18 protein-coding genes and 1 riboswitch are annotated in these 23,406 nt (G+C 43.1%); of the genes, 7 read left to right on the top strand and 11 right to left on the bottom strand.

The window, feature by feature from the left end:
* Positions 1-136 precede the first annotated feature (136 nt).
* The 5 genes from ilvA to ilvG all read right to left on the bottom strand — a co-directional run bounded on the left by ilvA (position 137) and on the right by ilvG (position 6,602).
* Complete coding sequence (gene ilvA, locus ND16A_RS01195; RefSeq protein WP_200880869.1) at positions 137-1,657, bottom strand: threonine ammonia-lyase, biosynthetic; 1,521 nt, start codon at positions 1,655-1,657, stop codon at positions 137-139.
* 69 nt (positions 1,658-1,726) lie between these two features.
* The gene (gene ilvD / locus ND16A_RS01200; protein ID WP_033079261.1) at positions 1,727-3,586 is read right to left on the bottom strand and encodes a dihydroxy-acid dehydratase; all 1,860 of its coding nucleotides are present in this window, start codon (positions 3,584-3,586) and stop codon (positions 1,727-1,729) included.
* Between the two features lie 53 nt (positions 3,587-3,639).
* The gene (locus ND16A_RS01205) at positions 3,640-4,566 is read right to left on the bottom strand and encodes a branched-chain amino acid transaminase (RefSeq protein ID WP_033079260.1); all 927 of its coding nucleotides are present in this window, start codon (positions 4,564-4,566) and stop codon (positions 3,640-3,642) included.
* A 47-nt stretch (positions 4,567-4,613) separates the two neighbouring features.
* Positions 4,614-4,871: an acetolactate synthase 2 small subunit gene (ilvM, locus tag ND16A_RS01210; protein ID WP_033079259.1), complete on the bottom strand. Its 258-nt coding sequence runs from the start codon at positions 4,869-4,871 to the stop codon at positions 4,614-4,616.
* A gap of 72 nt (positions 4,872-4,943) precedes the next feature.
* Positions 4,944-6,602: an acetolactate synthase 2 catalytic subunit gene (gene ilvG / locus ND16A_RS01215; RefSeq protein WP_033079258.1), complete on the bottom strand. Its 1,659-nt coding sequence runs from the start codon at positions 6,600-6,602 to the stop codon at positions 4,944-4,946.
* 422 nt (positions 6,603-7,024) lie between these two features.
* Between ilvG and ND16A_RS01220 the strand changes: the two genes are divergently transcribed.
* The 4 genes from ND16A_RS01220 (at position 7,025) to ND16A_RS01235 (ending at position 11,133) form a co-directional block, all read left to right on the top strand.
* A complete protein-coding gene (locus ND16A_RS01220) occupies positions 7,025-8,557 on the top strand; it encodes a YifB family Mg chelatase-like AAA ATPase (protein WP_033079257.1) in 1,533 nt (510 codons plus the stop codon).
* Between the two features lie 236 nt (positions 8,558-8,793).
* Positions 8,794-9,684 carry an Abi family protein gene (locus ND16A_RS01225; protein ID WP_160173546.1) on the top strand — a complete coding sequence of 297 codons (891 nt, stop codon included), beginning with the start codon at positions 8,794-8,796 and terminating at the stop codon, positions 9,682-9,684.
* A gap of 895 nt (positions 9,685-10,579) precedes the next feature.
* The gene (locus tag ND16A_RS01230) at positions 10,580-10,825 is read left to right on the top strand and encodes a hypothetical protein (RefSeq protein ID WP_033079255.1); all 246 of its coding nucleotides are present in this window, start codon (positions 10,580-10,582) and stop codon (positions 10,823-10,825) included.
* Entirely contained in the window at positions 10,825-11,133 is a 309-nt protein-coding gene (locus tag ND16A_RS01235; RefSeq protein WP_033079254.1) for a hypothetical protein, read from the top strand. The genes ND16A_RS01230 and ND16A_RS01235 overlap by 1 nt, the downstream gene beginning before the upstream one ends.
* 111 nt (positions 11,134-11,244) lie before the next feature.
* Here the strand turns inward: ND16A_RS01235 and ND16A_RS01240 are convergent, their stop codons facing one another.
* Together ND16A_RS01240 and ilvY are read right to left on the bottom strand one after the other, a co-directional pair.
* Complete coding sequence (locus ND16A_RS01240) at positions 11,245-12,111, bottom strand: hypothetical protein (protein WP_052073323.1); 867 nt, start codon at positions 12,109-12,111, stop codon at positions 11,245-11,247.
* 231 nt (positions 12,112-12,342) lie between these two features.
* Entirely contained in the window at positions 12,343-13,227 is an 885-nt protein-coding gene (ilvY, locus tag ND16A_RS01245; protein ID WP_033079253.1) for an HTH-type transcriptional activator IlvY, read from the bottom strand.
* 150 nt (positions 13,228-13,377) lie between these two features.
* Between ilvY and ilvC the strand changes: the two genes are divergently transcribed.
* Positions 13,378-14,862: a ketol-acid reductoisomerase gene (gene ilvC / locus ND16A_RS01250; protein WP_033079252.1), complete on the top strand. Its 1,485-nt coding sequence runs from the start codon at positions 13,378-13,380 to the stop codon at positions 14,860-14,862.
* A gap of 225 nt (positions 14,863-15,087) precedes the next feature.
* Positions 15,088-16,164 carry an asparaginase gene (locus tag ND16A_RS0119760; RefSeq protein ID WP_052073322.1) on the top strand — a complete coding sequence of 359 codons (1,077 nt, stop codon included), beginning with the start codon at positions 15,088-15,090 and terminating at the stop codon, positions 16,162-16,164.
* A 325-nt stretch (positions 16,165-16,489) separates the two neighbouring features.
* On the opposite strand, the gene ND16A_RS01255 is transcribed toward ND16A_RS0119760, so the two are convergent.
* Positions 16,490-17,752 carry a glutamate-5-semialdehyde dehydrogenase gene (locus tag ND16A_RS01255; RefSeq protein WP_033079251.1) on the bottom strand — a complete coding sequence of 421 codons (1,263 nt, stop codon included), beginning with the start codon at positions 17,750-17,752 and terminating at the stop codon, positions 16,490-16,492.
* Between the two features lie 4 nt (positions 17,753-17,756).
* Positions 17,757-18,866: a glutamate 5-kinase gene (gene proB / locus ND16A_RS01260; protein WP_033079250.1), complete on the bottom strand. Its 1,110-nt coding sequence runs from the start codon at positions 18,864-18,866 to the stop codon at positions 17,757-17,759.
* 167 nt (positions 18,867-19,033) lie between these two features.
* Between proB and ND16A_RS01265 the strand changes: the two genes are divergently transcribed.
* Positions 19,034-20,293, top strand: a complete 1,260-nt coding sequence (locus ND16A_RS01265; RefSeq protein WP_033079249.1) for a mechanosensitive ion channel family protein — start codon at positions 19,034-19,036, stop codon at positions 20,291-20,293.
* Positions 20,294-20,300: 7 nt separating this feature from the next.
* Here the strand turns inward: ND16A_RS01265 and tesB are convergent, their stop codons facing one another.
* Together tesB and ND16A_RS01275 are read right to left on the bottom strand one after the other, a co-directional pair.
* Complete coding sequence (gene tesB, locus ND16A_RS01270; RefSeq protein WP_033079248.1) at positions 20,301-21,158, bottom strand: acyl-CoA thioesterase II; 858 nt, start codon at positions 21,156-21,158, stop codon at positions 20,301-20,303.
* A gap of 164 nt (positions 21,159-21,322) precedes the next feature.
* Positions 21,323-21,424, top strand: a riboswitch (cyclic di-GMP riboswitch).
* Positions 21,425-21,616: 192 nt separating this feature from the next.
* Positions 21,617-23,377 (bottom strand): DUF885 domain-containing protein, encoded by a 1,761-nt coding sequence (locus tag ND16A_RS01275; RefSeq protein ID WP_033079247.1) that lies wholly within the window; start codon positions 23,375-23,377, stop codon positions 21,617-21,619.
* Positions 23,378-23,406 lie beyond the last annotated feature (29 nt).

Genomic DNA, 23,406 nt, shown 5'->3' with positions numbered 1-23,406 from the left:
TAAGCCTATCTGCCCGTAGCTCGTTGCCCGAAGCATGATTTAAATCTGAACAAATACTGCAGATTAAACGGTAACTAATCCAACTAACCTAAATAGACTTAACAACCTATCTGCCAGTAGCCCGAAGCTGTTGTCTTTATTTACTCAAAAATGCCTGATAAGCCGGATTATCGGTTTCTTCTTTGTAGTTAAAGCCCAAATCTTTTAAATGCCGGAAAAACGCTAATTGCTCGCTTTCCTTGACGCCGATACCCGCGAGTACTTGGCCAAAGGCGGCGCCGTGGTTTCGATAATGAAATAGTGATATATTCCACAGCTCACCTAATGCATCTAAAAACTTCTCTAAAGCACCTGGGTATTCTGGAAATTCAAAACTAAATAATCGCTCATTTTGTGGTGCCGTTGCTTGCCCACCAATCATGTAGCGCACATGCAATTTAGCCAATTCATTATCGGTAAAATCACTTACTGCATAACCTTGCTCAGTTAAATGTTGAACAAGTTGGTCAAGCTCGGCTTTACCTTCACTTAAACGCACGCCAACGAAGATGTGTGCTTGTGATGCATCGGCATAACGATAATTAAATTCGGTGATCGCCTTGCCATTCAAAGCCTGACAAAAACGGCGGAAGCTGCCCTTTTCTTCAGGAATAACCACCGACAATACCGCTTCTTTTTGCTCGCCCAATTCACAACGCTCTGAGACATAGCGCAGTGAGTGAAAATTCATATTCGCGCCAGACAATACCGCGGCTAATTTTTCATTACCAGCACCAGTTTGACAATATTTAGTCAGTCCAGCTAACGAAAGGGCACCTGCAGGTTCAGCAATCACTCGAGTTTGCTCAAAAATATCTTTTATTGATGCGCAAATTTCATCACTGGAAACGGTAATAACCTGATCGCAAAAATGCTTAATGAGCGAAAACGTATTGCTGCCAATGCGCTTAACTGCCACACCATCAGCAAATAGACCGACATGATCTAAATCCACCGGTTTTCCAGCTTGCATTGCCGCCGCCAAACATGCTGAATCTTCGGCTTCAACACCAATAACTTTGGTATTTGGCGATAGCTGTTTTAAATAAACCGCCATACCCGCAAGCAAACCACCACCACCAACAGGGATAAAGACCACATCGGCATTGGGTAATTGTTGCATTAATTCTTTAGCAACAGTTCCTTGCCCGGCGATAACGTCGGGATCATCAAACGGGTGAATAATGGTTTTATTTTCTTGTTCGGCAAATTCCATTGAGGCTTGCTGAGCTTCGTTAAAACTTTTACCAATTAAACGCACTTCAGCGCCAAAGCGGCGAACATTGTCGACCTTTATATCGGGCGTGGTGATAGGCATAACAATGGTGGCATTGATGCCTAGCTGTTTAGCCGCTAACGCTAACCCTTGCGCATGATTACCAGCGGATGCGGCAATAACCCCATATTGGCTTTGCTCTTTTGGCAATTGTGCAAGCTTATTATAAGCGCCGCGAAGTTTAAATGAATGAACAGGTTGCTGGTCTTCACGCTTTAAGTAAATTTCGTTACCCAGCTTTGCTGATAATTTAGTACAACTAGTAAGCTCAGTTTCAACGGCAACATCATAAACAGGAGCCATTAAAATCCGACGTAAATATTCTAAACCAATATCTCTCATCGCCTGTTTTCCTTTTATAATCAGCGCCTCTGCCGCGATACTGGTCGCCATGATTTCACCTATTTAACCTTAATAGCCTAGCTGATCTAGTAATTCACGATTTCTAACAGCACCTTTGTCAGCACTGGTTGCTAACATTGCATAATTCTTTAACGCGTAACTAATTGGACGATCTCGATTCACCGGGCTCCAAGCATCTCTGCCTTTTGCTTCCATCGCCACCCGACGAGCTGCAAGTACATCTTCAGAAAGTTCTAATTTAATCGAACGGTTAGGAATATCGATATGAATAATGTCGCCTTGCTCAACCAAGCCAATAGTACCACCGGCAGCAGCTTCTGGAGAAACATGGCCAATTGATAAACCTGATGTACCACCAGAGAAGCGCCCATCCGTTAACAACGCACATGCTTTACCTAAGCCCATCGATTTTAAATACGTGGTTGGGTAAAGCATTTCTTGCATACCTGGGCCACCTTTAGGGCCTTCGTAACGTATAACAACGACTTCGCCAGCCACTACTTTGCCATCTAAAATACCCGCTACTGCAGCATCCTGGCTTTCAAAAATATGCGCCGGACCGGTAAAGGTTAGGTTATCGTCTGATACGCCAGCGGTTTTAACAACACAACCGTCGACAGCAATATTACCGGAAAGTACCGCTAAACCACCTTCTGTAGAAAAAGCATTTTCAAGATTACGAATACAACCATTTTCTCTGTCATCGTCTAAGGTATCCCAGCGACAATCCTGGCTAAACGCTTTCGTGGTACGAATACCAGCAGGTCCGGCACGGTAGAATGTTTTAACATCTTCATCGTCGGTGACGGTAATATCATATTTGGCGATGACATCAGCTAAGGTAGTACCTAACACATTTGGCACATCGGTAGTTAATAAATTAGCGCGTGCCAATTCACCTAAGATAGCGACTACCCCTCCTGCGCGATGCACATCTTCCATATGATATTCAGGCGTTGATGGCGCAACTTTACATAACTGCGGCACAATGCGTGATAATTTATCCATGTCTTCCATGGTGTAATCTATTTCCGCTTCTTGTGCTGTGGCGAGTAAATGCAATATGGTATTGGTTGAACCACCCATCGCAATATCTAGACACATAGCGTTGGCAAAAGCAGCTTTACTGGCAATATTACGTGGTAAAGCTGACTCATCGTTGTCTTGGTAATAACGTTTAGTTAAGTTAACTATTTGCTTACCGGCGTCTAAGAACAGTTGTTCGCGATCGCTATGAGTCGCTAACATTGAACCGTTCCCTGGCAGCGCTAAACCTAATGCTTCAGCTAAACAGTTCATTGAGTTAGCGGTGAACATACCAGAACATGAACCACAAGTAGGGCATGCTGAACGTTCTACTTGCTCAGATTGTGCGTCAGATACTTTTGGATCGGCACCCTGGATCATCGCGTCCACTAAATCGAGTTTGATTATTTGCTCGGAAAGCTTAGTTTTACCCGCTTCCATTGGACCGCCAGAAACAAAAATAACAGGAATGTTAAGGCGCATCGCTGCCATCAACATGCCTGGGGTGATTTTGTCACAGTTTGAAATACATACCATGGCATCAGCGCAATGGGCATTTACCATATATTCTACCGAGTCAGCGATAAGATCGCGTGACGGTAAACTATAAAGCATACCGCTGTGACCCATGGCAATACCGTCATCAACCGCGATGGTATTAAACTCTTTCGCCACACCACCAGCTTCTTCAATTGCCCCAGCAACCAACTGCCCCATATCTTTTAAGTGCACATGGCCAGGAACAAACTGGGTGAACGAGTTCACCACGGCGATAATAGGCTTGCCAAAATCCCCATCTGTCATGCCAGTAGCGCGCCATAAAGCACGAGCGCCAGCCATATTGCGACCTTGAGTAGAAGTTGCCGATTTCAATTGTGGCATTGTATTTCCTTTCTAACTAAATTGTTGGGTTTATAATATGCGCATTAGGCACATTATTTTACTGGATCTAACCAGCCAGATTTCACTTCAGTGCTACCGTCAAACATACCAAAGAAGGCATCCTGGATTTTCTTGGTGACTTCACCACGCTTACCACTACCCACTTGAATGCCATCAACAGTACTTACCGGAACAATTTCTGTGGCGGTGCCACACATGAAAAATTCATCGGCAAGGTATAAGGTTTCACGAGCGATCAGTTCTTCACGCACTTCATAACCTAAGTCGTTGGCAAGGGTGATCACGGTATCACGAGTTAGACCGGATAAAATTGAGCACGACCCTGGTGGCGTATAAATAATGCCTTTACGCACTAAAAATAAGTTTTGACCGGCGCCTTCACTGACGTAATTATTCACATCCAGTGCGATACCTTCGGTATAACCATGACGATGCGCTTCTCTTGAAATAAGTTGTGAAGATAGGTAGTTACCACCGGCTTTTGCGGCAGTCGGCATAGTATTAGGCGCTAAGCGATTCCATGAAGAAACACCTACATCAACGCCATTTTCCATGGCATCGGCACCTAAATAAGCTTCCCAACTAAAGGCCGCTACCATTAGATCCGCTTGTGCATCTGGCGCCGGACGCAGACCCATGCCAATGTCGCCTAAAAAGGCAAGAGGACGTAAGTAAGCCGATTTCAAGCCATTTTCGGCAACAGAATCACGACACGCTTGCATCACTTCTTCACGCGTGTATGGAATATCCATGCGATAGATTTTTGCTGAATCAAATAAACGATCGATATGCTCTTCTAAACGAAAAATACACGTTCCTTTATGTGTTTCGTAGGCGCGAATGCCTTCAAATACTGATGAACCATAGTGCAATGCGTGACTCATCACATGTACCGTCGCATTTGCCCACGGCATTAACTCTCCATTAAACCAAATTTTTTCAGCGTTAACCTTAGCCATTCTTCTTTCCTAATATCTTTAATACTGTAGCCATTATAGTTGTTAAACTAGGCCATGAATTTTTGCAGAGCCTGATCTTCAACCTTTATTTGCTCAATGTCGATTATTTTCAACAATTGGTTTTTCAAATTATCGACTGATTTGTCACTAACTACTGACAGTTCGATGGTGAGTTGCTCAAGTTCACTGACCGGAAACATAGTCATGCCAACGACATTAAAGCCTCGATAACGAGTCACTTGTAGCAGTCTTTCCAACACCACCGGCTGATGCTTAGCGGTTATTGTTAAGTTATGTTGTTGCATTAACCTGTCTCCAAAATGTTAACTTACTAGCCTTAAAGCTTGCTGAACCAAGTGAATAAATATGCAACATATTTATTTCACCGATTCAAGCATAGCTTCGTTGGCAGCATTAGGTGGTACTAAGGGCCAGACATTGTCTAATTCATCTATTCGTACCTGTAATAGATAAGGCCCATCATGCGCGAGCATTTCTTTAAGTGCAGCGTCAACCTGCTGCTTGGTAGTGATCACCTGTCCTTTAATATCAAACGCTTGCGCCAACATCACAAAATCAGGATTATCACTTAAATCGGTTTCACTGTATCGTTCTTCAAAAAATATTTGCTGCCATTGGCGCACCATGCCAAGGCGGGCATTATCGATTAGCACTATTTTTACCGGAATGCCGTAGCGCTTTAATGTCGCCAGCTCTTGCACATTCATCATAAAGGAGCCGTCGCCAGAGACCGCGATCACGGTATCGTTTGGTCGAGAGACCTGTGCCCCTATGGCTGCCGGCAAGCCAAAGCCCATCGCCCCCTGGCCACCACTGGATAAAAAGTTTTCCGGCTGAGCAAAGGCCATATGCTGTGCCGTCCACATCTGATGCTGACCAACATCGGTAGTAACCACAGTCGTATCTGGCATTAGCTGGCTCAGTTTGTTTAACAAGGCCGGTGCAAAAATTTTCTCGCCCGGGTGATCATATTGCCAGGCAAAATCAATAATCATCCGTCGGCAATATTGTTGCCACGGGGCAATGTCGGTAGTCACTGCCGTGGCCGGCAAATTCACTTTCAAATCGCCTAATAGCGCCACATCAACCAGACGTCGCTTGTTCACTTCCGCCTGGTCAATATCAAAATGAATCACTTTGGCATTGCTGGCAAATTCTTTTAATTTACCGGTAACCCGGTCATCAAAACGAGCACCAACGGCAATTAATAAATCACACTGTTGAACCGCATAATTTGCCGCTTTAGTGCCATGCATGCCGAGCATGCCCAAATAATATTCATCGTCAGCGGCAACAGTACCTAAACCTTTCAATGTTGACACGCTCGGTATTTTGCTGAGCTGAGAAAATTCTCTTAATTCACTCACCGCATCGGCCATGCCAACACCACCGCCAACATAAAGCACCGGTTTCTTCGCCTGGCTGATTAATGTTTTCGCTTGTTCAATCGCGAGATCATGATGACAGTCGACAGCCGTCGGACCGTTGCCATTCATTGGACCCTTGCCACCAACCTGAGTCTCGGCAACCTGAATATCTTTTGGTATATCAATCAATACCGGTCCCATTCGGCCTGATAGCGCGATGCTAATGGCTTCTTCAATGGCAGTAGGAATGTCCTCGACGTTCGTCACCTGCACACAGTGTTTGGTAACCGCCAGTGATAAACCAATAATATCCACTTCCTGGAACGCATCACTGCCCATAGCAACGGTTGGTACCTGGCCGGTAATTGCAACCACAGGAACAGAATCGCTCATCGCATCGGCAAGGCCGGTTATTAAATTGGTCGCGCCAGGCCCTGAAGTCGCTAAACAAACGCCTACTTTCTTACTGGCTCTGGCATAGCCGACAGCAGCAAAGGCAGCGCCTTGTTCGTGTCGACATAAAAAATGCTTTATCGGGCTGTCATAAATTGCATCATACAACGGCATAATGGCACCGCCCGGGTAACCAAATACGCTATCTACGCCATGCTGTTGTAATATTTGTAATGTTAATTCTGCGCCAGTCATCTACTCGTCTCAATTGAATTGGCTGGTTAAAGCCCTATAAATAATTCTTTCTTTAGGCTATCCCTGCCTACCAAGCATAATTATGTCCATATAAAAAAAACCCCCGGTTCTTGCGAAGCGGGGGTTGAATATTTCGTTATTTCTCTTAACTCAACACCTAGCCCGCAATGATGTAATAATCACTACGACGACACGGTTAATAATCAGGTGTAAGTTTTTCATAATTTAGCTTTGCTTAGTTTTTTAATAATTTTTGCAAGTGATGTATTTTTACCATAGCTAAATGTTGGTCACAAGCTTTTTTAATGAATAACTAATAACTAAATACTTATTCACCTTTACTAAATAAATATATTTAATCGCGATTTCCTCGATTACAACTACAATTAACAGACAAGGATAGTTAAAAAAATGGATTTTTTATGGCCCTCGCATGCATCTACTCACGCGCTCGAATTGGATTAGAATCGCCATTAGTCACCATCGAAATACACTTAAGCGCCGGTTTACCCGGATTTCATATTGTCGGTCTGGCGGAAACCTCGGTAAAAGAGTCAAAATCTCGGGTGCGCAGCGCCATCATCAACTGCGGCTTTGAATTTCCGGCGCGAAAAATCATCGTCAATTTAGCGCCGGCAGACTTGCCCAAAGAAGGTGGCCATTTCGACTTGCCGATTGCCATCGGTATATTGGCCGCCTCGGAACAAATACCCAGCCAGGAGTTGCTCAATTACGAATTTGCCGGCGAGTTGGCCTTATCGGGCGAGTTGCGCGCCATTATCGGTGAAATCCCCTTGGCCATTGCCAGCAGAAACAGCCAACGCACTCTGGTATTGCCCGAGAGTAATGCCAGGCAAGCCTGTCGAGTAAACGCAGCAAGCATCATCGCCTTACGGCATTTAAACGAACTATTTCCGCATTTTGCCCGGCAACAACCGCTACCTTTGATGCAGTATCAGCCGGTAGAACAAGAGCATTTCGTCGCAGATATAGATAGCAATGACATCAAGGATGTGATCGGCCAGCCATTGGCAAAAAGGGCATTAGAACTGGCCGCGTCCGGCGCGCATAACCTGCTTTTTATTGGCCCCCCTGGTACCGGAAAGACGATGCTGGCAAGCCGACTGCCCGGCATTTTACCGCCGATGACCACAGAAGAATCATTAGAAACTGCAGCAATTCATTCGATTTGTGCACACAATCTCAATAATAACTATTGGCTCAAACGGCCATTTCGAGCGCCACATCATACCGCCTCGGCGGCAGCGCTGGTCGGTGGCGGCAGCCAGCCAGTGCCAGGCGAAATATCATTGGCGCATAACGGGGTATTATTTCTCGATGAACTGCCCGAATATAATCGCAGGGTGCTCGATGTCTTAAGAGAGCCGATGGAGTCGGGGGAAGTCACCATCTCCAGAGCATTGCACAAGATGACCTACCCGGCTAAGTTCCAACTGGTGGCGGCGATGAACCCTAGCCCAACCGGTTTTTATACCGATAAACGTAGCACACCAGAGCAAGTACTGCGTTACTTAAATAAGTTATCCGGACCCTTTTTGGATCGTATCGACATTCAATTGGAAGTCTGTCGATTACCCAAAGGCTTATGGAACAACAACCCAAATAATAATGAAAGCAGTAAAACAATAAGTCAGCGGGTACATAACTGCCGGCAAATACAACTTAACCGCCAAGGCAAGGCGAATGCTTACTTAACCAGCCCTGAACTTAAACAGCATTGCTACTTAACTGATGAAGATTGTGAATTTTTAGAACTGGCGGTAGAGAAGCTTGGACTATCGACGCGGGCGCATCACAAGTTATTGAAAATTGCCCGCACCATAGCCGATTTAAAACAACAAAAAGATATTGCCAAAGAACATTTAATTGAGGCGTTATCCTATCGGGCAATGGACCGACTGATCCGGCATTTGACCGAAAGTGTTATCGGTTAATGGTATTTATAATTGCTGGCAATGGCTAGAGACTGTACTTGCCTTAATAGGCGCTTTCTTTGTTAAATTTGAAGATTTTCCATAAACCAAAAAAAGAAAAACCCTCGACACTTTCGCACCGAGGGTTTATATCTGGCGTCATATTGTAAGGGCATCACCACTCGATTATATCGGCGGGAGAGGAATCCTTACTGACTATAGCCTAAATCTACATGAAACCAAGAGAGGTTGTCAAGTTGAGAGCATTGAACCATTTAGTAATTGAGCCTTTTATATCAGGTCCAAGGCTTGCCAAGTATAAAAGTTTCTTCAACTCTAAAAGTAATGTTGAATTATTTGGTTGCTATTTATGGAATAAAGATATTGTTTCTGCCTTTTTTCCAATTATTCAGTTAGTAGAAGTCGCACTTAGAAACGCTATTCATAACCACGCTACAAGCAGTCTAGGTAGGTATTGGTTTGATAACTTAGCAACTAAATCGATATCCAGTCTTACTTTTGTACAGCAAGGAAATGTCAGATATCATGGAAGTGCTCTAAATTCTGCTCGCAATCAAATCAGACAAGAATTAAATCTTGCAAAGCACGTAACAATATCTGCTGATAGAATAGTAGCTAAAATGACCTTTGGATTCTGGACAAATTTATTTAGAGTGCCTTTTGAGGTTAATCGTAACCCTCAAGCGTTATGGCCCGCATTAATTCGCCCTGTATTTCCTAATCTACCAAGAGGACATAGGGGTAGAGTTAATATCCACACCCACATCCAAGCGATACAAACATTTAGAAATAAAGCATTTCACCATGAACCCGTGTGGAATATAGGCAGACCAGCATCAGTGCCGAATGCAATCAATGAGTTACACAGCCAAAAAGAGTTGCTAATAAAAGTACTAAAGTGGTTATCTAAAGATGCCGTAAAACTTGCTGAACGCTCTGGCTATATTGCAAATTTAAACTTAGTACTATCACAAGATTACTTGAACCACTTGCAAAACCCTAATGATAATGAAAAAGCATTGAGCGTATTTAAAAGAGAGTTAAACAGCATATTAAAACAAGATACTATTATCGTTGATTTAATGAAAAACAATGAACTCATTGCCAAAGTGTATTCGTCCAGATAACACAATACCGATTCGAATATAAGTCAATGCTTAACGGTTTTCATCATCCAGTTTTGTTCGAGCAATCCTAAATATCTGATTAACCTAAAGGCCAACTACAACACCTGGCTAAAAGTAATTAAAACCAATTTACAAGTAAGTGAGCTTTCGCCGTCAAAATGAGACCCGATTTCGCCTCACTTACAACCGTTCTCAATTATTCCGAAAAATATCATTTATTTTGAAAAATATGGGCAAATGAAAACACCCACTGAAACCAAGTAAGCTAAGGTTACAGTGGGTGGCCTATTTACTTGCCGTTCGTCCATACGTTTCTTCAAGTAACAGATGCCCAATTCAAATGGTTTTATCGCCGCCGCTGAGCTGATCCGCCGCACTCGGCCTTTTACTGGGGTTCCACATAGTAGGTCTAGCTAACCAAAGTAATCATATATTCATACCTTTTAGACCGTTAATTAATGAAAACAGCGGGTTAGAATTGTTTTAACATAAACATTTTGCTTTAATGGCTAGTAATTACTCAATTAGACAGATACAAAAATGACAGGCATTTCAGTAGAAGAAATTGAATCCTCAGCTAATGAGATATATACACTCATCGCATACTTTGACAAACCCAAAGAAGAACAAACCATTGAGGAGTTTGATAGGCACAGTTTACAGTTAGAATTAGCTGTCGAAAAGTTCAAAAAAAAGAATTGCTGAATCGAATGAGGAGCTCAGACAACAATGCGCGGAGCAACTTGAAACACTAAGTGAGCAACTAGATTACATTTCAGATGCAAAAGACAAAATACAACAAAAGTCCTTTTCCTTTCTTGGGATGTTAATTGGTCTGGGTAGCTTGGTTGCCACACTGTTTCCCACTTTACCATTTCACTACTGGACAATAGGAATGGCTCTATTTACAAGCGTTTGTGGTGCTTACTATTTCAAATTTTACAAACCAAGAAATGAGCTGGCTGGCCATGAAAAAAACGGGCTAGAACTAGTTAATGATATTAAAAGTAACCTTGCAAATGTAAATACTGTTCCGGACAAACTACTTAAACTCGAGAAAGTAGTTATATCTGATTTTTCTGATTTGAAAGAGAAAAGAAATAATTTAGCTGACTATCTAGACACCAAGGAGGAGAAGTAATGATGCAGTTTCCTCCTCAATGGGCAATTGTGGCAGCGATTGTTTACCTCCTCGTCCTTATTGCGTATTGTAAATTCAACGACAAAATGACACCTAAACTTGAAACAATCATTGCGATCATCCTTTCGGTAGGTGCCATTTTTAATTCTGGTCTGTTACTAATCAACATTCTATTCCAAGACCTAAATTTGGGAGATGTTGAAAACTTCAAGGAAGTAATTAGCCTAGGCTGTGTTGCAGTAATCTGGGTTTCATTTACCGCACTAAAGGCCAGTTCTACAACGAAAGCGATAAATGCCACGGATTAATAAATATGTATAAAAGGTTTTCAAACCTGTTTCGGGGTGTGTGGCTTATATTACACATGTTTGTTGCTAAAAGGGGGAATTGGTTTATTAGATCCCCCTTGAAACCATATATTAAGCTTTTGCCTTAGGTTTTAAACCTGCAAGCATTTTGACAGCACCGCTTAAATCACGGTTTGCTTTTAACACTGAATCAAGACGCTCGGCAAATTCGAACAACACCAGCCTTATACTTTGTGCGTATTGCAGACATTCTTCATCAGTATGATTGTGCAGACCTTCACTAACGGCACTGTATAAAAGTTTTAATGGATTATGACCACTGATTAATAATCCCTGCGGCAATGCAGCTTTAATTTTATCAACGGCTTTAGTGAACTGTGTTTCAGCCTTGGCAGCTTTTAGTTCTTCGATAATTTCTTTATCTACTGGCAATACTTCAACCGCTTGTATTATCTTATCGAAGATACGGTCCTTTTGTGAGTCAAGTACCCTGCGGTAATAGCTAAATGCACCGATACCCATGCCTTGGTTTTCATTTGCCATACCTTTGAAGAATAGATCTCGTTCGCTTTTGATTAGCTTGTTAACTTTCTCTGGCACACGCTTACCAAACTTAGGTATTTCACCAACTTTAGCTACAATACTGTTATAACCACCATCAAATTCATGTAAATATGCAAAGACCTTTTCAGTTACACCACAATTACGGCAAGTGTATTTAATAAAATTCATATTTAACTCTTTGTCGCTTAAATGAGTGCCATATTGGGTTCTAGTAAAAAATAAACGATTACCTTTACACTTCTCATGAGGGCAATACAGCAAGGGCTCTATATTTTCATTAACACTAGATACAGTGTGTTTTGGCCTCTGAATATCAAAATCAATACACTTAACCGTGTGATTTGGTGGGGTTTCTTCAAGGAATGTTTTGAAGTCAACTTCTGGGATTGTTGGTTTTTCTTTTTCTTCTGACACTATTCTACATCCGTACAAAATTGCGAGCTTAATTACTAATAAAACATAGCTTTTTTGAGATCGCAAGACAAAACTGCAAACTTATCCACAGTCATTTAGGTATAGCCTTTTGACCATATAACACTGATTTATCTTATGTATTCAATCTAGCTTTTGACTTGTAAATGTATAGTTTTATTTGTTTCCTAGCTAGAGATTAGACGGCAATGACAGCAATGTTGTTAGTAGTTTCTAATGCTCAAGAATAGTAGCCAAAAACGCCTTGATCACCGGTTCGTCCATACGTTTTTTTAAGCAGCAGATGCCCAATTCAAACGGTTTTATCGCCGCAGCGGAGCTAATACGCCGCACCCGGTCTTTTACCGGACTGTTTTCTAACACCACTTCTGGCGCAATGCCGACACCACAGCCAAGTGCGACCATAGAAACCAGCGCCTCATGGCCAGACACGGTGGCATAAATATTGGGTTTGCCCTGGCCCTTTTGTCGATACCAATGTTCAAAGCGTTTTCTTGCCGCGCCATGATCGGGCAAGATGATCGGCATTTGTTGCCAGTTCACTTGCCGCTGTGCTAGTTTTTGGCTCACCTGGCAATCGATGGTAGGGGCAATAATCGATAATGGAATTTGTGCCAGCGAATAAAAGTAACAGCTTTTCGGTAGCGATTCCGGATAAGCGGCAATGGCAAAATCCACTTGCTTGTCGATCACTTTCTCCACCGCATTGGCGGCATTACCAGTATCGAGCATGATCTCGATGTGCGGATAAAGCCGGCGAAAACCATCAAGCAGCTGGGGTAAATGGGAATAGGCCGCCGTTACTGAACAATAAAGACTGAGTTTGCCGGTAAGTTGTGGTTGCTCTGCCTGTAATTCACCTTGAAATTGTTGCCATTGCAATAATTGTTGATTGGCATATTGTTCAAATTTTCTGCCGGCAACGGTTAACTCTACAGTGCGATTATCACGCTGCAATAACTGACAACCCACTTCATCTTCAATGCGTTGGATCATTCGTGACAGCGTAGACGGACTGACATGATGGGCATGCGCAGTTTGGCCAAAATGCAAACTACCGGCTAAATGACAAAATACTTGCAGTGATTTTATATCCAAAACTCATTTCCTTAATCGCCAACACTTACATTATTGCACAATTTGAAATGTAGTGATGCAAATATATCATTTTAAGCAACGTTAAGTTTGCGCTAAGCTGTGTTCATTGGCTACCAAATCACGAGTAGCGTTATATTTCTGGAGAACAACATGGCGAATTATTTCAACACTTTAAGCTTACGCGATCAATTATCACAATTAGGTAAATGTCGCTTTATGAAACGCGAAGAATTTAATGATGGCTGTAATTTCATTAAAGACTGGAATATTGTCATTGTCGGTTGTGGCGCACAAGGGTTAAACCAAGGTTTAAACATGCGTGATTCAGGTTTAAACATTTCTTATGCGTTGCGTGAAGCAGCAATCACATCGAAACGTCAATCTTGGCAGTGGGCTACTGAAAACGGTTTTACTGTTGGTACCTACGAAGAATTAATTCCACAAGCGGACTTAGTATTAAACTTAACGCCAGATAAACAACACACATCAGCGGTTACTGCCGTAATGCCACACATGAAGCAAGGCTCAACGTTAGCCTATTCTCATGGTTTCAACATTGTTGAAGAAGGCATGCAAATTCGTTCTGACATCACCGTTGTTATGGTTGCGCCTAAGTGTCCAGGTACCGAAGTACGTGAAGAATACAAACGTGGTTTTGGTGTACCAACACTGATCGCCGTTCACCCGGAAAATGATCCACAAGGTAATGGTTTAGCCATCGCCAAAGCTTACGCCTCAGCAACTGGTGGTGACCGTGCCGGTGTACTTCAGTCTTCATTCATTGCCGAAGTTAAATCGGATTTAATGGGCGAGCAAACCATTTTATGTGGGATGTTGCAAACCGCCGCAGTATTAGGCCACAAGCAATTGGTTGCCCAAGGTATGGACGCAGCTTACGCACGTAAATTATTGCAATACGGCATTGAAACTACCACCGAAGGGTTAAAACACGGCGGCATCACCAACATGATGGACCGTTTATCAAACCCGGCGAAAATCAAAGCCTTTGATATGTCAGAAGAATTAAAAGTTATCTTGCGCCCATTATTTGAAAAGCACATGGATGATATCATCGATGGTCATTTCTCCAAGACGATGATGGAAGATTGGGCCAATGACGACGCTAACCTGTTAAAATGGCGTGAAGAAACGGCTGAAACTTCGTTCGAACAAGCACCAGATTGTGACACGGAAATCACTGAACAGGAATATTACGATAAAGGTATCTTCGTCGTTGCTATGGTAAAAGCAGGGGTTGAATTAGCGTTTGAAGCTATGGTTGCTGCCGGTATCATCGATGAATCAGCCTACTATGAGTCATTGCACGAAACGCCACTTATTGCTAACTGTATTGCCCGTAACAAATTATACGAGATGAACGTAGTAATTTCTGATACTGCCGAATACGGTAACTACTTATTTACTCATGCCGCGCAACCGTTACTTGCCGATTACGCCAGTAAATTAACGTTAGAGCAGTTGGGTGAAGGCTTATCAGCAAGCTCAAATGGCGTAGACAATGTACGTTTAATTGAAGTGAATGAAGCCATTCGCAGCCATGGTGTAGAAGTTGTTGGTAAAGAGCTTCGCGGCTACATGACTGACATGAAACGCATCGTTGAAGCGAATCAGTAACTCTTACTGATAATGCTCTTGCTAGATTAGAAACTTCTTGTTCTGCGGTACATATGTTGTGCCGCAGACAGTTTTCCCGCCCCACCATATCCTGTTTACATTTTTCTTTCCATTTTCAACAATTTTGGCATTAATTAAATTGCAAATTAAACCTTGCAAAGCTTTAGCTAAACGTAAAATTCACCTAGAATTAGCGCAATTTCGAAATAGCTGAAGAATCGAGTAATGAACAAGCCAAATAACAAAATCTTAGTGATCAACACCGGCGGTACTATTACCATGGCAGCAAAAGCCAGTGGCGAGTTACAAGCGGGTAAAGGCGAAGTGCTGATTGAATTAATCAAAAACCTGACCACTGATTTATGCTCTACCATTGAAGTCAAACCGCTCACCGGTGCCGATGGTGCGGTGATAGGCACCAGTGATTCCAGCGAAATTGGCCCCAAACACTGGGATGCCATGGCCAGTATGATCATATCTCATAATGATGATTATGATGGCTTTGTTGTCCTCCATGGTACCGATACTATGTCTTACACCGCTTCAGCGTTATCGTTTTGTTTGGCGCAAAATACCAAGCCCGTTGTGGTGACTGGTGCACAGGTACCATTAAGCAAACCCGGTAGTGACGGCTTGCAAAACCTGCGTTTGGCCTTGTATGTTGCCGATCAATCGGGCAAATCGTTGCCTGCTTTGAGTGAAGTGATGATATGTTTTGCCGGGCAATTATTGCGCGGCAACCGCTCACGCAAATCAAGTACCCGCTCTGCTGTTGGTTTCTCTACCCCTAATGCGCAAATATTAGGTGAACTGTTTCCGGTACCCACCATATTTAAAGAGCAATTACGTGCCTTGCCAAATGCCTATCCACCACTAAACAATTCTTCTTTGGGTTATAGTGACAAGGTATTAAGCATGAACCTAAACCCTGGTTTTACTGGTGAATTATTACTGAAAATCATCAAAGGTAGTGATATTGAAGGTCTGGTATTACGGGTCTTTGGTAGCGGCACAGCACCGGATGATTTTAATTTAGCGCAAGTGGTAGAGCAGGCGAAAAATGAAACCAACGATCGCTTTAAATGTGCGGTGATCGTTACCGATGTTTACAACGGCAGTTTAGATATTCACCGCTATGCAGCCGGTAAAAATCTGCGTTCTCCATTTATTATCGATGGTCGTGATATGACACCTGAGGCGGCGAGTACGAAATTAATGTGGGTATTAGGCAGTGATGACAGAAAACAGCAATTGGTGAAATTACTGGGTTCTGCGGTTTGTCATGAGATGTCGGCGAAGTAAACGATCTCTTCGGGGATAACGCGGTGTAAGTTAACTAAGCTCATCAATACTCAGCTATTATTAGCAAGCATACACCGTCATTCCGTGCGAGCCAAAGCGAGATACGGGACCTCCCCTCGCATGCAGAGACTTTAAAAAGAAATAAAATAAAATTTTTATATGCACACTATTACTGGAGGAGGTACCGGATGTCGCTAGGGCTCCTCCGGCATGACGGTGTCGTTTTTCTAGTTTCTTGCAGGCCAAAATCATATACGAAATTTAACACCGTCATTCCGTTGCAGAACGGAACCTCCTGACGCCTATCGAGCTTTAATTACTTTGCCTATGAACGAACTTGGCCTTCACCAAATACGATGAATTTCTCTGTCGTTAGTGCTTCCAGGCCCATTGGGCCGTAGGCGTGTAACTTACTGGTGGAGATGCCAATCTCTGAGCCCAGGCCCAATTCACCACCATCGGAAAATCGCGATGAGGCGTTAACCATAACCACAGAAGAATTAATGCGGCGCACAAATTCATTGGCACGGGAATAGTCCTGGGTAACAATCACTTCGGTATGATCGGAACTGTATTGCTGAATATGGGCAATGGCTTGTTCAAAGCCAGTCACTTGCTTAACGGCAATCTCCTGGGCCAAATACTCAGCATCGTAATCCGCGCTTGTTGCCACTGTGGCGTCACTGAAATACTCTATGGTTTGCTCACAAGCGTGTATTTTCACCTTAAATTCGGCCAGTGCTGTCGCCGCCTTTGATAAAAATTCAGTACTGATATTCTGGTGCACCAACACGGTTTCCAATGAATTACAAGCACTTGGACGCTGGGTTTTACCATTGACTAAAATGCCAACCGCTTTATTGATATCCGCGGCTTTATCGACATACAGATGACAAACCCCTTTAAAATGTTGGATCACTGGAATTCGCGAATTATCACTGACATAACGAATCAAGCCTTCGCCGCCACGTGGGATCACTAAATCTATGTATTGATTCAGGGTTAGCATTTTTTCGATGACCTGGCGATCCGGATCCGGCACCACAGATACCGCTTCAGCGGCGATGGAAAATTCTGTTAAGGTGCCATGTAGAATATCGGCAATCGCCAAATTACTGTGCAGCGCTTCGCTGCCGCCGCGTAAAATCACACCGTTGCCCGACTTAATACAAAGCGCGGCAGCTTCCGCCGTGACATTGGGGCGCGCTTCGTAAATCATCGCGATAACCCCTAATGGAATGCGCATTTTGCCAACTTCAATGCCGTTAGGGCGTTTTCGCATCGCCGATTTACAGCCTACCGGGTCTGGCAAGTTCACAATATCGATTATGGCATCACTAATGCCCTGGATGCGTTCTGGCGTTAACAACAATCGGTCCAGCATGGCGCTCGACAGGCCTTTGCTTTCGCCCTGGCTAATATCTTTGCTATTTTCACTGATAATATGTTGCGCCTTCGCAACTATATTATCTGCCATTGCCGTTAACAGGCGGTTTTTTGTTTTCGTATCAAGCTGTGCCGTTTGCAATGCCGCTACTTGCGCTTTTTTTGCTAAATTGGCAATATCAAATTGCTCTTTAATATTCATATTCTTACTCTGCTTTTTCCATCAACACCAAATCATCCCGGTGGATGATCTCTTTACTTGGGCAATAACCCAAAATGGTGTCGAAATCATTCGAATTTTTGCCTTTAATTTTTACCAGGTCCTGGCTGCTATATTGGCTTATGCCTTTGGCCAAGACCCGGCTATCACAATGGGCGGTAATGCTTACCGACTCCCCTTTGATAAAATCACCAGAGATTTCCACAATACCACTTGCTAACAAAGACGCGCCTTTATTCAGCAAGGCATTAATCGCCCCTTCATCGATGACAATAGAGCCATGACTTTTCAGCGTATGTTTGAGCCAGTGTTTTTTCGCTTTCAATGCACTTTGTTTGGCAACAAAGCGAGTACCTGGATTTTCGCCAAGCAATAATTTATCAAACACGGCAGAATTACTGCCGTTTAAAATATAGGTTTCAATGCCATGCTCAGTCGCTTTCTCTGCCGCCTGGATCTTGGTTTTCATGCCGCCGGTGGCAATTTTATTGCTGGTGCCGCCCGCCATTTGATAGAGAGCGTCATCAATAGTGTTAATTTCACTAAACAATTTGGCGTCACTATTGCTGCGTGGATCACTATCAAAAACACCGTCGACATCACTCAAAATAAACAAACAGTCGGCATCACTTACCATAGCCACCAGTGCAGCAAGATTATCATTATCGCCCACTTTTAGCTCGTCGGTAGCCACCGTGTCATTTTCATTGACCACAGGTAAAATATTATTTTCCAGTAACATTCTCAGCGTATTTTTAATATTGATAAAACGCCGTCTGTCTTTTAAATCACCATGGGTAATTAATAATTGCGAGCAGGGGGTATCAAAAAAACGCTGCCAGTTCGCCATCATTTGCATTTGCCCAACCGAGGCCATCGCTTGTTTCGCCGCAATCGAGGGGTTGGGGGAGCCGTGATGAATTAATTGACGACCGGCTGCCACGCTGCCAGAAGAGACTAAGATCACTTCTTTATCGCGTTTATGACATTCGGTAATAAAGCGGGCAATGGACAATAGATATTTGCCACTGCAGCCTTTGCCATCCGGGGCAACTAAGGCGCTACCCACTTTTATCACAACCCTTTTAAAATTCATTTATCGTCCGCATAGCATAGTCTCAGCCCTAAAGAATACAGCTTGCACGGTTACGATCAAATAACTTTTTGAAAATACATATAATTAATTCTCTTGCTGGCATTGCCAACCACGACAATGGGCGCTAATCTCAAGCATACAAGCAATAATAAGAAAGTTAGAAATTAATGTCAGAATTGATAAAAACCTGGTTAACGGCAAGTGGCTTAAGCGGCGATTTAGTTCTTCCGGTATCCGCGGCCATAGGTTTAATATTATTACTCAGCATTTGCTGGATTAGTTTTTACATCGCCAAACATCAAGTATTGCAATTGGTGCATAAAATCGTCACCCGCTCCAGCAATCAATGGGACGATTTATTGGTCTCAAATAAGGTATTCGCCCGTATCGCCTGGTTGGTACCGGCATTGCTGCTACTGGCATTTATGCCATACTTCATTAGCGAAAATCCCCGCTTGGTCGCAGCCCTCACTATCTTTGCCAAAGTAGCAATAGCGATCCAGGTGGCGCGCAGTTTAAGCTCGCTGTTAAACGTGGCCAACGACCTGTTTCAGGAATCGAGTAAAGAAAAGTACCTGCCATTAAACGCCACCATTCAGTTGTTAAAACTGGCTATCTACCTGGTTGCCATCATCCTGGCGATTTCGATATTAATTGATCGTTCCCCCATTTACCTACTCAGTGGCTTAGGCGCATTAACAGCAGTGCTATTGTTGGTGTTTCAAGACACCATCAAGGGCCTGGTAGCGAGCATACAAATTTCTGCCAATAAAATGGTGGCGCCGGGGGATTGGATAGAAATGCCACAATACGGCGCCGACGGTGAAGTGTTAGAAATCGCTTTAAATACGGTAAAAGTGCAAAACTGGGATAATACCGTCACCACCATCCCTACCTATGCGCTGATCAGTGAGTCATTTAAAAATTGGCGCGGTATGTCCACGTCTGGCGGCAGACGCATTAAGCGCAGTATCAGTATCGATATTGCCAGTATCCATTTCTGTTCCAGTGACTTGATCGCAGAGCTAAATCAGTTTGATTTTTTACGAGATTATCTTAGTGATAAACATAGTGAAATTAATGATTTTCACCGCCAGCAAGGTATTGCTGACATAACCAACCCGAATAGCCGAAGATTAACCAATATAGGCACATTTAGAGCCTATATCTCCGCCTATTTAAAGAATCATCCGAACGTGCACCAGAATATGACCTGCATGGTAAGGCAACTGAAACCGACAGAAAGTGGCGTCGCGCTAGAGTTGTACTTTTTCAGCAATGACATTAACTGGGGCAACTTTGAGTCGATACAGGCCGACATTTTTGACCATTTATTTGCCATTGCCCCACTGTTTGAATTACGCGTTTTTCAAATCCCAAGCGGTTATGACTGGCAGCAAAGCCACGGTCAAACCGCGCTCAGTTGAGCGACAATTAATACTGCCTGATCACCCCTTCCTGAATTGTTGAGGCCACGAGTTGGCCTTGACGATTATAGATTTTACCGCGCACTAATCCTCGGCCACCACTGGCCGATGGGCTATCAATATCGTACAGCAACCAGTCATCAAAACGAAAATCTCGATGAAACCACATGGCGTGATCGATGGTGGCTATCTGGAAATTTTTTGACCACACACTGCGACCGTGTGGATGCACGGCCGTGGGTAAAAAATTATAATCGGAAGCGTAGCCCAATACGTATTTATGCACCCGTAAATCGGCTGGCATTTTTCCTTTCGCTTTCATCCAAACTTGATTACTGGCTGAAGATTTTTCGGGATTGAGCCAGTCATATTGTTTGATTGGACGAAACTCGATTGGTCGTTCAGCAAAGACAGTGTCATGCATGGCTTGCGGGATTTTATCTTTATGCTGCAGCTGTAATTCAAGCATGCTTGCTAACCCTTCGGGGCCCATCACATCCGGCATAACATCCTGATGTTCGAACCCAGTCTCAATAATTTGAAATGATGCCATCAAGTTAAAAATTACTTTGCCATTTTGCATGGCCTGTACCCTACGAGCACTAAAACTACGGCCATCGCGGGTAACATCGACCAAATAGGTAATGGGCTTATGGGCATTGCCGGGTAATAAAAAGTAGCTGTGAAAGGAATGCAACGCTCGATTTTCGGCAACAGTTTCTTTCGCCGCAGACAACGCCTGACCAATAACCTGACCACCAAACACCGCAGGAAAGCCCAGATCCTGGCTTTGGCCCAGGAATAAGTTATCGTCCAGTTGTTCCAGCTTTAATAACGTCAGTAAATCGTCAAGCACTTGGCTCATGGTGTCGTCCTAAATGAAGTAATCTGCAAAATAAGTACATATTATCGTAACTTTTATTAAGAAATTCAGCAAATTAACTAAAAAAATGGATTTTATGCGATAAAAAACTTACAAAAGGTTTACAGCAAGCAATATTTGACTATAATCAGTGTTAGGGCTAATTAGCTCGTCCAAGGCAAACCTAGTGAAAGCTAGGGACGCAAAGTTACCGGTCTAAAGGTTGTTTATTAATAACAATAATTACCTATGATAGCGGAACTGCCGACTAAGAAATAGTGGGGGCTTTTCTTTATTTAGCATTCCCGTGTTCAAGATTGATTTCTTTGCGTGCCTTGCCTACCTTTTTCAATTGTCACCAAAACTCAACACATTACTAATTCCAAACGGAATCCGTTTCTCGTTTCTCGTTTCTCGTTTCTCGTCAGCATCCTTGCCAACCGATACAAATTAATCGTCTATTAATTACCTGTTATTGCTGCCGCTTTTTGCTCGATATAATCTCTAATCAAGGTTTCTAACAACGACAATGGAATAGAGCCATTTTTCAATATTTGATCATGAAACTCGCGTAGATCAAAATCCTCGGCCAACGCTTTTTCGGCTTCAACGCGTAAACTTTTAATGGTAATTTCACCCAACTTGTAAGAAAGTGCTTGTGCCGGCCAAGAGATATATCGGTCAATTTCCGTTTTCACATTATGTAAAGATAACGCCGAGTTCCTCGCTAAATAATCCATCGCTTGTTGTCTGCTCCAGCCTTTCATATGCATACCGGTATCCACCACTAAACGAACAGCTCGCCACATCTCGTAGGTTAAACGGCCAAAACGTGAATAGGGATCTTGATAAAATCCGGCTTCCACACCTAAGAACTCAGAATATAAGCCCCAACCTTCACCGAACGCTGAAATATACGTTTGATTACGAAACTCTGGTACGTTTTCCATCTCACGGGCAATCGAGCCTTGTAGATGATGACCCGGTACGGCTTCATGCAAAGTTAATGCTTCCAGTACATACAATGGGCGACGATCTAAAGCGTAGGTATTCACCCAATAATTGCCCGCCTGATCATCTCGGCTTGGACCAGAGTAACGACCCGTAGTGTATTTAGGAGCAATGCTTGCTGGTACTTCCACCACACCATAAGGTGTACGTGGTAAGGTTTTAAACAGTGATGGTAATTTTGCATCCATTTTTTTGGCGATAAACGAGGCTTCTTTTAATAACTGCTCAGGTGTCGTGGCGTAAAATTGCCGATCGGTTCGTAAAAACTGCACAAACTCGGCAAATGTGCCTTCAAATTCAACGTCTTTTATTACTTCTTCCATTTCACCGCGAATGCGCGCGACTTCCTGCAAACCAATGTCGTGAATTTCATCCGCAGTCAAGGTTAAGGTAGTGTAGTGTTCAATACGGTTCTGATAAAAAGCGGCGCCATTCGGGTAATCTTTAGCCGCGATGGTTTGTTTCGCATTAGGAATGTATGTATCTACCATAAAGTCATAGAAACGCTGATACATAGGGTTAATATTTTCTAAAATAATGAGTTCCGCTTTTGCCTTTAACTGCGCTTGCTGCTCAGCCGAAATATGTTTTGCCATATTGTTAAACGGACGATAAAAATCACTCTTGGTTGCATCATCAACAATAAAGGCACTGATGCTCTCTTCAAAACCGGCAAGCACGACTTTCGGTTGGCTGATACCAGATGCCAAACCTTGCTTTAACCAGTAAGTTTGCTGCTCAAAATAACGGTCCAGGGCGACTAATCGGTTTAAATAAGTCTCGTAGTCATCCGCATTTTTAAAGCTTGAGCGAGATACCATAAACGTCATATAGGCGTGAAACCCTGCTTCGGCGGTCAAAGGCATGTAGTGATCAAGGTTGCGATAAGAATCGATATCATTTTTCAGTTTGTAAGCCAAAATGGTTTGGTTAATTTGATTCGCTTTGGTTAAACCATTGGGGTCAATCAATTTCAGCCGATGATAGATGTCACTCACTTTATCATTATGCTTGGCTAATGCTTGGGGCGAGGCGTCGTAATAAAGAATATTATTTTCTTTGTTAAACGGATTCAGTGAATCTTGATAGCTCTGCTCTTCAGCAATTATTTGCAGTAACTGAGCATCTGTCGAGTTAGCGGTTAAGTCATTGCTCACTTGCGCGCACGCAAGCAAAGACAAGATCATCAAGCTGATGGCAAATTGTTTCATATTTTTACTCTCAATAAACGAATAACAAT

Origin of the sequence: Thalassotalea sp. ND16A (assembly GCF_000764205.1) — a bacterium.
In the GTDB taxonomy this organism is placed as follows: Bacteria; Pseudomonadota; Gammaproteobacteria; order Enterobacterales; family Alteromonadaceae; genus Thalassotalea_A.
Note: the sequence above shows the minus strand (reverse complement) of the source record. Positions and strands in the feature narration are given on the sequence as shown.

What these genes read in the sequence shown, in the direction of transcription:
- ND16A_RS01220 (WP_033079257.1), top strand. Translation starts at nt 7,025, where the DNA reads ATGGCCCTCGCATGCATCTACTCACGCGCTCGAATTGGATTAGAATCG.
- ND16A_RS01255 (WP_033079251.1), bottom strand. Translation starts at nt 17,752, where the DNA reads ATGAATATTAAAGAGCAATTTGATATTGCCAATTTAGCAAAAAAAGCG.
- proB (WP_033079250.1), bottom strand. Translation starts at nt 18,866, where the DNA reads ATGAATTTTAAAAGGGTTGTGATAAAAGTGGGTAGCGCCTTAGTTGCC.
- ilvA (WP_200880869.1), bottom strand. Translation starts at nt 1,657, where the DNA reads ATGAGAGATATTGGTTTAGAATATTTACGTCGGATTTTAATGGCTCCT.
- ND16A_RS0119760 (WP_052073322.1), top strand. Translation starts at nt 15,088, where the DNA reads ATGAACAAGCCAAATAACAAAATCTTAGTGATCAACACCGGCGGTACT.
- ND16A_RS01230 (WP_033079255.1), top strand. Translation starts at nt 10,580, where the DNA reads ATGGCTCTATTTACAAGCGTTTGTGGTGCTTACTATTTCAAATTTTAC.
- ND16A_RS01205 (WP_033079260.1), bottom strand. Translation starts at nt 4,566, where the DNA reads ATGGCTAAGGTTAACGCTGAAAAAATTTGGTTTAATGGAGAGTTAATG.
- tesB (WP_033079248.1), bottom strand. Translation starts at nt 21,158, where the DNA reads ATGAGCCAAGTGCTTGACGATTTACTGACGTTATTAAAGCTGGAACAA.
- ND16A_RS01235 (WP_033079254.1), top strand. Translation starts at nt 10,825, where the DNA reads ATGATGCAGTTTCCTCCTCAATGGGCAATTGTGGCAGCGATTGTTTAC.
- ilvG (WP_033079258.1), bottom strand. Translation starts at nt 6,602, where the DNA reads ATGACTGGCGCAGAATTAACATTACAAATATTACAACAGCATGGCGTA.
- ilvM (WP_033079259.1), bottom strand. Translation starts at nt 4,871, where the DNA reads ATGCAACAACATAACTTAACAATAACCGCTAAGCATCAGCCGGTGGTG.
- ND16A_RS01275 (WP_033079247.1), bottom strand. Translation starts at nt 23,377, where the DNA reads ATGAAACAATTTGCCATCAGCTTGATGATCTTGTCTTTGCTTGCGTGC.
- ilvC (WP_033079252.1), top strand. Translation starts at nt 13,378, where the DNA reads ATGGCGAATTATTTCAACACTTTAAGCTTACGCGATCAATTATCACAA.
- ND16A_RS01265 (WP_033079249.1), top strand. Translation starts at nt 19,034, where the DNA reads ATGTCAGAATTGATAAAAACCTGGTTAACGGCAAGTGGCTTAAGCGGC.
- ilvD (WP_033079261.1), bottom strand. Translation starts at nt 3,586, where the DNA reads ATGCCACAATTGAAATCGGCAACTTCTACTCAAGGTCGCAATATGGCT.